This window comes from Salinibacter sp. 10B (assembly GCF_002954405.1).
Classification (GTDB): Bacteria; Bacteroidota; Rhodothermia; order Rhodothermales; family Salinibacteraceae; genus Salinibacter.
Window position 1 is genome coordinate 1,317,193 of sequence record NZ_MQWC01000004.1, and the last position, 13,895, is coordinate 1,331,087.

A 13,895-nucleotide genomic window follows, 5' to 3' on the forward strand; every position below is an offset into this window, starting at 1 on the left:
AGACTTCTGACTCCAAAACGCCTTCGACACTCGACGAATTTTCTGAATTAGAGCACACTCGAACTTATGGGCAAGATTATTGGCATTGACCTCGGCACGACGAACTCCGTCGTGGCCGTCATGGAGGGCGGCGATCCAAAAGTAATTGAGAACGCAGAGGGGGCACGCACAACGCCGTCCGTCGTCGCGTACAAGGATGACGGAGAGCGCCTCGTGGGGGCCCCGGCAAAGCGCCAGGCCATCACGAACCCCGAAAACACGATTTCCTCAATCAAGCGGTTTATGGGCCGCTTCTACAATGAGGTTGAGGACGAGATTGAGGAGGTCCCCTATAAGATCGTGAAAGGGGACAATGACACGGCCCGCGTGCAGGTGGGCGATCGGCAGTACACGCCGCAGGAAATCTCGGCGATGGTCCTGCAGAAGTTGAAGCAGACCGCCGAGGACTACCTGGGCGAGGAGGTCACGGACGCGGTGATTACAGTGCCCGCCTACTTCAACGATGCGCAGCGTAAAGCCACGAAGGAGGCCGGTGAAATTGCGGGCCTGAACGTGCGCCGCATCATCAATGAGCCGACCGCAGCGTCGCTCGCCTACGGCCTCGACGACGAGAGCGACCAGGTGATCGCCGTGTACGACCTCGGAGGGGGCACCTTCGACATCTCCATTCTGGAGCTTGGCGACGGTGTCTTTGAGGTCAACGCCACCTATGGCGACACACACCTGGGCGGCGATAACTTTGATAAGCGCCTCATTGACCACATTGCCGACGAGTTCAAGAAGGACTCCGGCATCGACCTGCGGAACGACCCGATGGCCCTGCAGCGGCTGAAGGAGGCCGCCGAGAAGGCCAAGATCGAATTGTCGAGCGCCAAGACGACGACCATCAACCTGCCGTTCATCACGGCCACGGACGACGGCCCGCAGCACCTGAACATGGACATCAACCGGGCCACGTTCGAGCAGTTGATCGACGATCTCGTCGAGAAGACGGTGCCGCAGATGGAGAAGGCCCTCAACGACGCGGGCCATTCGAAGAACGACGTGGATGAGGTCATCCTGGTCGGCGGGTCGACGCGCGTGCCGCTCGTGCAGGAGACGGTGACCGAATTCTTTGGCCGCGAGCCCAACAAGTCCGTCAACCCGGACGAGGTTGTGTCGCTCGGCGCGGCCGTGCAGGGCGGAGTCCTCAGCGGCGACGTGGACGACGTGCTGCTGCTCGACGTCACCCCGCTGGACCTCGGCATCGAAACGCTCGGCGGCGTGTCCACCACGCTGATTGAGTCCAACACCACAATTCCGACCAAGGAGAGTGAGATCTTCTCAACGGCGGCCGACAACCAGACCTCCGTTGAGGTCCACGTTCTCCAGGGCAATCGGGAAATGGCGAAGGACAACCGCACGCTCGGGCGCTTCCACCTCGACGGCATCCCGCCGGCCCCGCGTGGCACACCGCAGATTGAGGTGACGTTCGATATCGACGCGGACGGCATCCTCAACGTGTCGGCGGTCGACAAGGCCACCGGCAAGGAGCAGTCCATCCGGGTGGAGGCGGACAGCGGCCTCAGCGAAGAAGAGATCGAGAAGATGCGGGAGGACGCCGAGAGGCACGCCGAAGAGGACGAGAAGCGGAAAGAGCGTGCCGAGACCATCAACGAAGCAAACTCGATGGTCTACACTACCCAGCAGAACCTCGAAGAGTACGGCGACAAGATTCCCGACGACAAGCGCGGGCCGATTGAGGACGCGCTCGAACGCGTCGAGGAAGAGCTCGAAACCGCCGACGCCGACGAGCCAGTGGATACGCTCGAAGAGGCGCTGGAGGACCTGAATGAGAAGTGGTCCGCCGCCAGCCAGGAGATCTACGCGGCCCAGCAGCAAGAGGCCCAGCAGGGACAGCCCGGCGCGGCCGGTGCTGGAGCCGCTGGGGCCGGTGCCGCTGCGGGTGGTGCCAGTGCCGCCGACGCTGCGGGCGACGAGGACGAAGATGTCCACGACGCCGACTACGAAGTCGTCGACGAAGGCGAAGAGGAGTAGTCGACTTCGTCGATGGGTGAACGTGTGGAGCCCCAATCCATGCGTCGATCCCTACGTCGCTCCCTCCGCCCCGATCGGGACTGCCCGGTCGGGGCGGTTTTTTATTTGCAGAGGGCCGAATGGGTCGCCCACTCCCGACGTTCGTTATGATCTCTCGTGCCCATCGTGCCTGGGGGCTCTCTTCTCATTTCCCCCTTTGTAACGCCGCGCCGAGGCGAGGCGCTACGGGAGAAGCTCCGATCCCGCTCATTCCTCCGGCAACTCGTAGATGTCTCGGGCATTCTCCGTCGTCACCCGCTCCACCTCCCCAATTGGCATTTCCTTAATGCGGGCGAGGCGATCGGCCACGTGGCGAACGTAGGCCGGCTCGTTCCGATCGCCGCGGTTGGGCTCGGGCGCGAGGTAGGGGCTGTCGGTTTCCACGACGATGTGCTCCAGCGGCACCTCCCGCACGTAGTCGTCCACTTCGCTGTTGGAGAACGTCATGATGCCGCCCACGCCCACGTAGAACCCAAGGTCCCACGCCCGTGCAGCCACCTCGGGCGGGTCCACGTAGCAGTGCAAAATCCCCCGCATCTTCTCCGGCTCGTCGGTGCGCTCGTGCTCCTCTTCAAGAATGGTGAGAATGTCGTCGGTGGCCTCCCGGTTGTGGATGACGAGCGGGAGATCGGCCTCGATGGCGAGCCGAATGTGACGGCGAAAGAAATCCTGCTGCCGATCATCGAACGAGCGATCCCAGTAGTAGTCGAGTCCACTTTCCCCCACCGCTACGATGGACGGGTGGTCGCACCACTCCTTCACGGCCGCAAAGTCCTCGCCGGTCGCGTCCTCCGTCTCCGACGGGTGCAGCGCCGTCATGGCGTATAGGCCCTCGTACTGTTCACAGAGATCGACGGCCTGCTGAATAGAGGGCACATCAATCGCCGGCAGAATGATCGTTTCCACGCCTGCATCATGCGCGCGCTGGAGGACCGCCTCGCGGTCGTCGTCGAACTGGTCGAGATAGAGATGTGCGTGTGTATCAATAAGCATGACCACAAAGGGATTTCGGGAAACCGACGAACCGATCACCGGTACGCGGATGAACGGCAGCGATGTTGGAGATGCTCGACGGCCTACTCCCCGACGCACCTCCGAGCAGCAACGTTGTGCCCTCTCCCCGGTGCTCCTTCGGCGGATCCACCCGATCCCCCGCGGGGCCCTTCACACTCTGGAGCTCCATGGGGACACAACGCATTGGAGGACCGATACAACATCGACCGAGCGCCCGTAAGTTGAAATCGGTTGGCCCGATTTTCACCGATCGTCCCCGACGATGATGTTTTCCCGTCCCTCCTCCTGGTTCGTGCTCGGGCTTCTCCTTGCATTTGGCCTTCCCTCTTCCCTAACCGTCCTCGCTGATCCCTCCCCAGCGGATACGTCTCGCGTGCGGGTGCGCCTCAATCACCGTGCATCAATCGAAACGGTGAAACTAACAGTCGACGAGGGACCGCTGGCAGTGCACCTGCCCAGCGGCGGCGCCCCGGTGATGCGTCTGCAGTCCGGCGAGACCACCACGCTCGGCCTCCGACAAAGCGACGTCTACATCCGGCGCGGGGCCGACGGCCTCTACGCCACAGAGCTCCAGTTGCGCCCGGCCGGTTCCGACGCCGCCTGGACTCTTTCGTTCAACAATGCGAAACGGACGTACACAGGCGGCCTTTACCTCGCCCCTGATGCGGGATCCGGCCTTCTCGTGGTGAACGACGTGCCGATCGAAGACTACGTGGCGAGCGTCGTGGCCAGCGAATACGGCCTCGACGATACGGAAGGAAAGAAGGCTATGGCCGTTGTGGCCCGCACCTATGGCCTCTTCGCCTCCGCCAAATTTGGTGGGGCCTACGACCACGCCGACGGCACCGCCTCTCAGGTATACAATGGGCTCGACGCCGTCACTAAGGCATCCCGGCAGGCTGCGCAGGCCACGGCGGGCGAAGTGCTCACGCACGACGGCACTCTCATTCAGGCCGTGTATTTCTCTTCCAGCGGCGGCCATACGGCCAACAACGAGGACGTCTGGAACGCAAAGGAGCCCATTCCCTATCTTCGGGGCAAAAAGGACCCGTACGACACGGTCTCGCCCCACCACACCTGGTCGGCCTCCGTCGACCGCTCTCCCCTGCTTCAGGCGCTCACCCGAAAACGGGGCTCGCTGGTCAACGGCTTTGTGATTGACGACCGAAGCCCCGACGGGCGCGTGAAAACCATCAAGCTCCTGCATTCGGACGGCCCCAACCACCGAATGAACGCAAACACCTTTCGTCTGGTCGTCAACCAGGGCGTGGACGGCGCCCCGTTGAAAAGCACCTGGTTCGACGCCCGCCGGTCGGGAGACACGTATATCTTTGACGGCCACGGCTTCGGACACGGCGTGGGCCTCAGCCAGTGGGGCGCCCACGGAATGGCGGAGCAGGGCCACTCCTACCGCGATATTCTCCACTTTTATTACACTGATGTGGAAATCCATCAGCTCAATCGGGTACAGAAAGACCCTGTAGATGCCCCTGTCGCCAAGGATCCTCGTCCCGCTCCGTCGGACTCCACCACGACCCGGCGGATCGGCTGGTAGTTTGAACGCTCTCCTGTCGAATGCCCCTTTGGCACGGAGAGGTCTGTTGGTGTCGGAATTCGTTCTTTCGGACAACCGTCTTCCCCCCCCGAATGCGCTACTGCTACACCGCCCTCTTCTTGCTCCTCTTCGGCGTGTCGTCCGTCTCCGCGCAGGCGCCCGATTCCTCTGTTGCGATGGAGGTGGAAATGGACTCCATCGAGGTGACTGCGACTCCGTTCCACATTGCAAACGAAGCCACCTCGTTTTCGGCCTCGGTGCGGACCCGATCCACCCAAGATTTAAACAGCACGCCGTCGCTATCGCTGGAGGCCATCACGGCCGGCCTTCCCGGCCTCTCTGTGCAAAGCCGAACCCATTTTGCCCTTGGAGACCGCATTACCATTCGAGGATTTGGCTGGCGGGCCCAGTTTGGAGTGCGCGGCATTCAAATGATTCTGGACGGCGTCCCGCTTACGATGGCCGACGGCCAATCCGTCGTTCACATTATTGACCCGTCGTTCATCCGCTCCCTCGAAGTCATTCGTGGCCCAGCGTCTACGTTTTGGGGAAATGCAAGTGGGGGCGTGCTATCGTTCTCGACACAGCCCCCGACGAACAACGCACATACCGCCCGCCTCAAACAAACGGTCGGGTCGTACGGCCTGTCGAAAACAGACGTGCAAGTGACCCCGAACCTCGGCCGCCACGAGGTGAGCGTGTACTCGTCCTATCTCAGACAGGAGGGCTTCCGTCAGCACAGCGACACTCGCCTTCTGCGCTCCGGCTTTACGAGTGATTTTTCGCTGGGCACCGACCGCGGCGTACGGGTGGTGGGGGCCCTCCAGCACATGCCCCAGGCCGATTCGCCCGGCTCCCTCAAGAAAGCGCCCGCCCAGAAGAATCCGGAGCAGGCCCGACAAACCATCCTGGACTTCAACGTGGGGAAAGATGTCCAACAGGGCCAGCTCGGCGCCACATACTACGACAACACCGGCCTCGGCGTGCTGAACGCAACCGCATACGGCGTTCTCCGCGACTTGAAGAACCCGATCCCCTTCAGCGTAATTGACCTGAACCGAGCGGCGGGCGGCCTCCGACTTACCCTTGAGGACGAGACCTCGACCCTGCGGTGGGGCATTGGCGTGGAGGGAAAGCTGCAACACGACGATCGGCAAGAGTTCACGAGCGACGGCGGCACACCGGACAGCCTGGTCATCGACCAACTGGAGACCGTCGACAACGCTGCGGCATTCGGACGGTTCAGCCTTCCGCTCGGTCGCCTGCGGATTGACGCCGGCCTGCGCTACGACCATCTCCAGTTCGAAGCCGACGACCGCCTCGGGACCGACGACGGTACACAGACCTTCCGTTCTTTGAATCCATCGATTGGAGTCTCTTACAACCTCCAAACTACCCGTCTCTTCGCAAATCTGAGCACGGGCTTGGAGGCCCCAACGACGACCGAACTGAGCAACCGGCCTGACGGTCAGGGCGGGTTCAACGACCTCAACGCCGAACACATCGTCTCCGTTGAAAGCGGCGTTGCGGGCGAGTGGATTACTCAGCGCCTCTCGTACGACCTGGCCGTGTTCTACCAAGACATCGACGACGTCCTTGTCCCGTTTCAAAAACAAGCATTCGGGCCCACGTACTACCGCAATCAAGGGGCAGCTCGCCACCTCGGCGCGGAGGCCTCCGTACAGTGGCACCCGGTGGATCCGGTCTCGGTCCAGGCGAGCTACTCCTACGTGGACGCGACCTTCACGGCGGGCACCGTCGAGGGCCCGGACGCATCCGTGAGCCTGGACGGCAACACGCTTCCCGGGGTGCCGTCTCATCGACTGGGCGGAACGATGACAATCGACACGACGCCCGTCCGATCCGCCGTAACCGTGCAGCGTATCGGAAAGCAATACGGAGACAGCGAAAACACGGCAACAAACGACGGCTATACCACCGTCGACCTTCGACTCAGTTACGTCGGCCTCAACGTGACCGACGCAACGCGCGTGACCCCCTTCGTCGCACTGAATAACGCCTTCGACGCACGCTACAATGACGTGGTCGTCAATGCCTTCGGCGGCCGATTCTACGAACCGGCTGCGGGACGGCACTGGCGTTTTGGCGCCTCTTTCCAGCTCAACTGAGCGACGCCTCACACCTCCACCCAAAGGCCGTCGCCGGGGCGCCATCCCCCCCGGGCCATGCGAGGGGTGGTGTAGGCCCAGGCCGCCTGCCCGTTGGTGTCCATCAGTAGAAGCCCTCCTGTAGCGCCGTCGCCGTCCGGATTCACCACCGCTTCGTGCATGTGCAAAAGCCGATCCCGAACGACGGCTTCGGGATCCGTCCCATCGTCAAGATCGTCGATGGACCGACTGGCAAGCGTGACGGCCGCAATGGCTTCGCCCCACCCGGTCGCACTTGCCGCCCCAGACTCGGTTGCATAAAACCCGGCGCCCGGCAGTGGGGAATCCCCGACGCGCCCGGGCGGCTTGAAGGGCGTCCCTCCTGTCGAGGTAGCAGCAGCGAGACGCCCTTCCTTATCCCGAGCAATACATCCCACCGTGTCTGCCCCACTGTTCTCACGGGGAGCGCCTGGCAGAAACGAATGGCTGGGATGCAGTTCGTCGGTGCGACGGCGTATCGTCTCGTAGCGGTCGCGCTCGCGATCGCAGATGAGCGCCTCATTCTCAACCATCGTCAGCTCCTCAGCCTCAGCAAATCGTTCGGCACCCTCGCTTGCCAACATCCGCACGCGTCCGTCGCCTGCGTCCAGGAGGCGTCGCGCCGCTCGGACAGGATGGGCAATACGCTGCGTCGCCATCACCGCGCCGTAGTCGAGCGTCGCCCCGTCCATCACGCCGGCGTCAAGCTCTACCTCTCCGTCCTGATTCAACATGGCGCCGGTGCCCGCATCAAACGTCCCACGTGCTTCCATTGTCGCAACAACGTCCGTAACCACATCGAGGGGCGTAGCGCCGTCTTGCAGTCGATCACGCCCGACTGCCACCGCCTCCCGGAGTCCCCTCCGATGGTCGGCGAGCACCTCATCGGGAATGGCCCACGCGCCCCCATGAACCAGGAGGGCCGGGCCCGTCCCACCAAACGCTCCGCTGTGAAGGGATAGGGACATCAGAGGAGTGCCGCACGGCTAGAGAGTGACATCGCGCGGGCTCAGGACCGGATGGCCGCGGGCCCAAATGCCCGGAGGGGAAACAACCGCTCTAATCGATCCTGGACGAGCCGGTCAAACGCGTCCCGACGCTGCGGACGAATGGGACGAGACGGCGGAAGCTCTAGCTCGTACGGATCGACGGCCTTCCCGCGCTTCCAGAGGCGATAGTCGAGATGGGGACCGGTAGACAGGCCCGTGCTGCCGACATACCCAATCGTTTCGCCCTGCTGCACCTCAGTCCCCACCTCGACGGCAATCTCTGAGAGATGCAGGTAGCCACTGGTGTAGGTGCCGTTGTGGCGAATTTTGACGTAGTTGCCGTTGTTGCCGTAGTGGCCCGCCTTCACGACATTGCCACTGCCGACAGCGTGTACCGGCGTGCCGGTCGGCGCTGCGTAATCGGTCCCCAGGTGGGGGCGGCGGCGCTTTAGAACAGGATGATACCGACTCTGCGAGTACCCGGAACTGATGCGGGTATACCGGAGCGGGGCTTTCAGAAGCTTGCGCTGCAGACTCTGTCCCTGTCGGTCGAAATACTTCGGTCCTTTTCCATTCGCGAACCGGAAACCATAGTACGGCTCGTTCTGATGGGAAAAGTACGCGGCAAGAATCTTCCCGGGGGCCACCTGCGTCCCGTCCACCACCCGCTTCTCGTACAACACCCGAAAGGCGTCTCCCTCTCGGATGCGAAAGAAGTCGATCTGCCAGGCAAAAACCTCTGAGAGTCGAAGGGCAAGCTTGGGATGCGCCTCGTTGGCGATCAGCGTCTCATAGAGCGAGCTCTGAATCGTCCCCCGAACCACGGTCCACTCCCGCTCAACGGTCCGGCGGTCGAGATGGCTCCGAGAGGGGCGCTGGATGTTGAAGACGGCGTAGCGAACGGGGTCGATCCGGTAGACCAAATACTGAGGCTGCTGTAGCCACGGATTGACATACACCCGATACGACTGCCCCGCCTCGATACTTCGCACGTTGAATTCCGGCCGGGCCGCCCGCGCGAGCCGCACCGCCCGCTTCTGCGATACCCCATACGGCTCCAGCAAATCCCAAAAGGTTTGGTGCTGGGACACCCGTGCCTTGTCGACTGTGTACTTCTCCGCCGAGATGCCGAAGTGCGTCTTCGTTCGCTCGGCAGCCGACGGTGTTGAGCGGTCATCCGGGGGCGTGGCCCCCACCGCCCCGATACGTCCAGAGAGAAGAAGAAACAGGACTCCGGCGGCGACGAGTCGCGCGATTCGCATGTGGGACCAATCAAGCAGCGGCAAAGAGTTCTATGGATCCACGCTTAACAAATCCATGATGCGGGCCAATATCAATGAACAGACATCATATTCTTCAACCCTCCTCCGGCTTCGGTTGTCCTCTCTCCGCGCCTGCGCTTACTTTCCTTTTCGGGCCTCGTTTGCCGTCTTCTCCATTCGGTATTCGCTTCCCCTTATGCCTCATAACCTGGACGCCGATCGCTGGCTCAAGCAGGCCACCCGAGACTTGCAGGCGGCTGAGCATCTGCTGACGGGGGACTACTCCTCTCATGCGATCGTCTTCGCCCACCTTGCGGTCGAAAAGGCGCTGAAGGCTGTCTTCAAGGCCCAGACGACCAACCCCCCTCCGGTAACACACGACCTCCGGCACCTGGCGCAGCGCGTAGATCTTCCCTGGACACGCGATCACCGAGACACGCTCGACGAGCTCAGCGACGCCTCAATTCTCTCCCTGTACGCCCCCGATGCCCCCTTTGGTCATCCCGTCGCCGACCAAACCGACGTCGCACGGAAACGCGTGAACGACGCGCGCATGCTGGTCGGCTGGCTCCGCCGCCATGTCGACCCTGAATAGCCCGTCGCCGGGGTGCCCCCATCACGGAATACCGTCTCCCGCCCCCCGAAGATGATGCTACATTTCCGAGCTCCAATGCGGGATCTCAATCGGTTGGCGTGAGCACTCGAAATCGACTCGGGGTCCCCGGCAATGGGACTCCACGGGGATTGGTACCGGATCCTGATGCCGGAAGCTGGGGAAAAGGAGCTGGTGGGGATTACTCCCGCTCGGACGTATGCTCTTTCGTGGACGCAAACGTAAGGCGCGGCCACTCTTCCACGGTGCGCTCCAGTCGGTAATCGCTAAGGCCGAGGTAGGCAAGATCCCCGTCCGCATCCTCGAAGAGGTTGTCCAGATTCTCGCTGCGGAAGTCCTCCAGGTCTTCGGACGGGCCTTTCACCCACCGGCAGCAGGTATACGGGGCGCCCGTGAGGTGGGCGTCGACGTTGTACTCATCCTCCAGCCGGTCGAGCGTCACGTCGAACTGGAGCTCGCCCACGGCGCCGAGAATGTAGTCGTTGCCGCGCGCCGGACGGAACGCCTGAATGGCGCCCTCCTCGCTGAGCTGCTTGAGCCCTTTGCCCAGGTGCTTCGAACGGAACGGGTCGTCCAGGTGCACTTTCCGGAAGTGCTCCGGCGCAAAGCTAGGCACGCCGGTAAAGTGCAGCGGCTCGCTCGCCGAGAAGCTGTCGCCGATCTTGACGCGGCCGTGGCTCATAATGCCGATAATGTCGCCCGGATAGGCCGTGTCCACGCCCTCCCGATCCTGCGCCATGAAGGTGGTGGCGTTGTTGAGGCGCATCGTTTCGCCGGTGCGGTGGTGAATGACCTCCATCCCCTTCTCAAAGCGGCCCGAGCAGACGCGCACGAATGCCATGCGGTCGTGATGCTTCGGGTCCATGTTCGCCTGGATCTTGAAGGCCACACCCGTGAAGTCGTCCTCGTAGGGCGAGACGGTGCGGGTCACCGTGGGTCGCGGCTGGGGCGACGGGGCAATTTCGACGAAGGTGTCGAGCATGTCGCCCACGCCGAAGTTGCTGAGGGCGCTGCCAAAGAAGACGGGCGTCTGCTGCCCGTCGCGATACTTCTCCATCTCCAACTCGTTGCCCGCCTCGCGCACCAGCTCCACGTCGAAGCGCAGGTCGTCGGCCTGGTCGCGGAGCACCTCATCCAGCTGGGGATCGTCGAGGTCTTCGATGGGAAGGCGCTCATGCTCCCCCTCCATGTCCGCGTGAGAAAAGAGGTGCAGTTCGTCGCGGAAGAGGTTATAGGTGCCGCGGAAGCGGTCGCCCATGCCGATGGGCCAGGACAACGGTACGGTCTCCAGATCGAGCTCCTTCTCGATGTCCTCAAGAATGTCGAGCGGCGGCATCCCGTGCCGGTCCATCTTATTGACAAACGTGATGACCGGCATGTCCCGCATTCGGCAGACCTCCATCAGCTTCTTGGTCTGCTGCTCGACGGCGTTCGCGTTGTCGAGGACCATGATGACGCTGTCGGCGGCCGTAAGGACCCGGTAGGTATCCTCCGAAAAGTCGCGGTGGCCGGGGGTGTCGAGCAGATTCATCTCGTAGCCCCGGTACGGAAACTGCATCACGGAGGAGGTCACGCTAATGCCGCGCTCCTTCTCCATCGTCATCCAGTCGCTGAGAGCAAAGCGGTCGGCCTTCCGGCCTTTAATCTCCCCGGCCTCGTGGATAGCCCCGCCCTTCAGCAAGAGCTTTTCGGTGAGGGTTGTCTTTCCTGCATCCGGGTGGCTGATGATGGCAAAGGTTCGCCGCTTGTCCACCTCCTTCTTCAGCTGTTTATCCACCGAGTCCGGCTCGGGGGAGGGCGCGGTCGATACGTCGGTCGTACTCACGGCATACGTCGGGTTATTCAACGAACGGCGAACGGCCTGTGCAGCCAGAATATGTGCTACGCACCATCTGCTCGGACAGTTTTCGCGACTGCCCCCCTCCCACTGATCTCCACGGAGCCTTAACCCCCGGATGGGCGCAGCGTCTGATTCCGGGACAGCGGTGTTACGTCAATTCCGCGAAGTCCCACCTCTCCGACGCGCCGCCCGTCCGTAAATGGAATCCAGAACAGCCCATCTGGCTCTCCCGTCTTCATCTCTCCCGGCCCGAGACGCCCCTCCGCCTGCGCCGTGGCTTCCCCTTCGGGTCCCCGAAAGATAATGGTGAATCGGTAGCGGACGGCAACGTCCCTTTCATTGCGAAGACGAATGACGACTCCGTTGTTCTGGGTGTCGGCCTTGTCGTAGAAGAGGTAGCCAAACTGTACCCCGTTTCGGGTCACGATGTGCGTCCAGGCCCCCTCGTACCACGGCTCGGTCGAATCCGCCACTCCCCGACTCGAATCCTGGGCGTGTGCCGGAAACAGTCCACCCAGCACGCAACATGCAAGAACGGCAACGAGCGTAGTGCGCACCATACGAGACTAGCGGTCAGCCAAGTTGAGGGGGGCTGAATTGAATATGCGGTGTTGCATACGGCATTCAGAAGCCTGCGTACGGTCCACAAGCCAGCGTGCTACCCGACAAGGAAAAACATGCCGCACCACTAGGCTATGTCAATCGTTAATGTTTGGGCGTTAGGAGTCGCAATACGCCGCGTACATGGCTAGCGACTCCGTTCGAAATCGCCTCCGTAGCGCCGTTGGACTGTGCCGTTACGAGATTAATCGCAGGACCGACATGCCGTGACACTGGATCGGTCGTTTTCTACAAAGGTCAATATCCCCTGTGTAGCGTCGTTGGGGTCCAACGACGCTACACAGGTGGCCTCTCCCTCGTCCGGCGGACAATCTCACAATCCTACACTCCAACGGCGCTACGAAAGGAATCGCCCTTCCACGTAGGATCTACCGGTAAAATCGCGGGTGGCACTGCACTAGCCGCTTGGGGACATCGCATACCTTTACTCATACGTGCCCGACGAGCGGAAAGATGCGCGTGTCATAAAAGGAGCGCCATTCCAAGCGAGGCCCCCACGATCAGCGCAAGCCCCGGCATTACAGCCCGCCGCAGGGCCCGCGTGCCGGTCACCGCCACGATGCCGCCTTTCAATACCGTGTTGGCGGCCGCCGCGATCAGAATGGCCCGCGTGGCCGTGTGCGAGGGCACGTCGCCGCTCTCGTGCAGCCGGGCCATCGACAGCGTGATGGCATCCACGTCGGCCAGCCCCGCCACGACACTCGACAGGTACACCCCAGCGTCCCCAAAATACGATTGCGCCCCGTTGGAGACAACGAGAATGATTGCGTACAGCACCCCAAAGGTGATGGCTGGCACGAGACGAAACGGATTGCGCACCGTCTGCGGCTCGTTCTGTGCCTCCCCCGGCTGAACGCGGTACAGGTATCCGCAGTAGAGCAGACTGACCCCAAACACGCTCGTCACCGGCATCCATACGGTCGCCAATAGGGGCGGGTGCACGACCGCAACCTCCACAATCACCCGCACAAACATAATGGCCCAGGCAAGCATGACGGCCATGGCAAACGCCCGGTCCAATCCCTCCGAATCGCGACTACGCTCAGCCACACTCAGCGTCACGGCAGTGCTCGACGCCAGCCCACCAAGGAGCCCGGTGAGCCCAACGCCGCGACGCGGCCCCACCACCTGAATGAGCACATATCCCAGAAAGCTGATCCCCGAGATGAGCACCACCATCAGCCACACGTTGTAGGGGACCAACACATCAAACGGCGGCGGGCCGTAGCCCTGCGTGGGAAGAAGCGGCAAGACGATGACCGTGATGACGGCAAACTTGAGTGTCGCGTAGACGTCTTCTCGATCGATCCGACGGGCAAACGCATGCGTCTGTACTTTTATCGAGAGCAGAACGGCAGTCCCCACCCCGAGGGCCGCCGCAAGGCGCAGGTACTCCCAGTAGCACAGCGCTCCCGTAAAAAAAGCGACCAGCGCCGCCATCTCCGTCGTGAGTCCCATGTCCCGCTCACGCGCCTGCCAGAAGTGACCGACCGCCAGCAGGATGGAGATCGAAAGCAGGGCGACGACAAATGGCCCGGTGCTCTCCATTTTCTCTCCGGCCAATGCCGCGGCGGCGCCAAGCAAAGCAATGATGGGAAAGGTTCGCGCCCCCGCCATCAGCTCCCCTTCCTCCCCAACGCGCTGCCGATACGCATACTCGCGCTGGAGGCCCATAAAAAACCCTAGGACAAGCGCCACTCCAAATCGATAAAAGAGTTGCAATGTACTCGTCTCCATACGAAGGCTCAGGATCGGCAGTAGAAAAAACATGGGCGCTC

10 protein-coding genes are annotated in these 13,895 nt (G+C 62.2%); 4 read left to right on the forward strand and 6 right to left on the reverse strand.

The window, feature by feature from the left end:
- Window positions 1–66: 66 nt before the first annotated feature.
- Window positions 67–2,037 (forward strand): molecular chaperone DnaK, encoded by a 1,971-nt coding sequence (dnaK, locus tag BSZ35_RS05720; RefSeq protein WP_105011541.1) that lies wholly within the window; start codon window positions 67–69, stop codon window positions 2,035–2,037.
- Window positions 2,038–2,283: 246 nt separating this feature from the next.
- Here the strand turns inward: dnaK and BSZ35_RS05725 are convergent, their stop codons facing one another.
- Entirely contained in the window at window positions 2,284–3,069 is a 786-nt protein-coding gene (locus tag BSZ35_RS05725) for a TatD family hydrolase (protein WP_105013746.1), read from the reverse strand.
- A gap of 283 nt (window positions 3,070–3,352) precedes the next feature.
- Between BSZ35_RS05725 and BSZ35_RS05730 the strand changes: the two genes are divergently transcribed.
- Both BSZ35_RS05730 and BSZ35_RS05735 read left to right on the forward strand, forming a co-directional pair.
- Window positions 3,353–4,645 carry a SpoIID/LytB domain-containing protein gene (locus BSZ35_RS05730; RefSeq protein ID WP_105011542.1) on the forward strand — a complete coding sequence of 431 codons (1,293 nt, stop codon included), beginning with the start codon at window positions 3,353–3,355 and terminating at the stop codon, window positions 4,643–4,645.
- Window positions 4,646–4,737: 92 nt separating this feature from the next.
- Window positions 4,738–6,774, forward strand: coding sequence for a TonB-dependent receptor (locus tag BSZ35_RS05735; RefSeq protein ID WP_181149195.1), 2,037 nt, complete (start codon window positions 4,738–4,740; stop codon window positions 6,772–6,774).
- An 8-nt stretch (window positions 6,775–6,782) separates the two neighbouring features.
- On the opposite strand, the gene BSZ35_RS05740 is transcribed toward BSZ35_RS05735, so the two are convergent.
- Both BSZ35_RS05740 and BSZ35_RS05745 read right to left on the reverse strand, forming a co-directional pair.
- Window positions 6,783–7,760, reverse strand: coding sequence for an isoaspartyl peptidase/L-asparaginase (locus BSZ35_RS05740; RefSeq protein ID WP_105011544.1), 978 nt, complete (start codon window positions 7,758–7,760; stop codon window positions 6,783–6,785).
- Window positions 7,761–7,801: 41 nt separating this feature from the next.
- On the reverse strand, window positions 7,802–9,043 hold the full coding sequence (locus BSZ35_RS05745) for a peptidoglycan DD-metalloendopeptidase family protein (RefSeq protein ID WP_105011545.1): 1,242 nt from the start codon (window positions 9,041–9,043) through the stop codon (window positions 7,802–7,804).
- On the opposite strand from BSZ35_RS05745, the gene BSZ35_RS05750 reads away from it, so the two are divergent.
- Window positions 9,042–9,638: a HEPN domain-containing protein gene (locus BSZ35_RS05750; RefSeq protein WP_181149196.1), complete on the forward strand. Its 597-nt coding sequence runs from the start codon at window positions 9,042–9,044 to the stop codon at window positions 9,636–9,638. The genes BSZ35_RS05745 and BSZ35_RS05750 overlap by 2 nt on opposite strands.
- A gap of 199 nt (window positions 9,639–9,837) precedes the next feature.
- Here BSZ35_RS05750 and BSZ35_RS05755 read toward each other — a convergent pair whose 3' ends face one another.
- From BSZ35_RS05755 to BSZ35_RS05765, 3 genes are all read right to left on the reverse strand, one after another.
- Entirely contained in the window at window positions 9,838–11,433 is a 1,596-nt protein-coding gene (locus tag BSZ35_RS05755; RefSeq protein ID WP_105013748.1) for a peptide chain release factor 3, read from the reverse strand.
- A 167-nt stretch (window positions 11,434–11,600) separates the two neighbouring features.
- Window positions 11,601–12,056, reverse strand: a complete 456-nt coding sequence (locus BSZ35_RS05760) for a hypothetical protein (protein WP_105011546.1) — start codon at window positions 12,054–12,056, stop codon at window positions 11,601–11,603.
- 523 nt (window positions 12,057–12,579) lie between these two features.
- Window positions 12,580–13,854, reverse strand: coding sequence for an MgtC/SapB family protein (locus tag BSZ35_RS05765; protein ID WP_105011547.1), 1,275 nt, complete (start codon window positions 13,852–13,854; stop codon window positions 12,580–12,582).
- Window positions 13,855–13,895 lie beyond the last annotated feature (41 nt).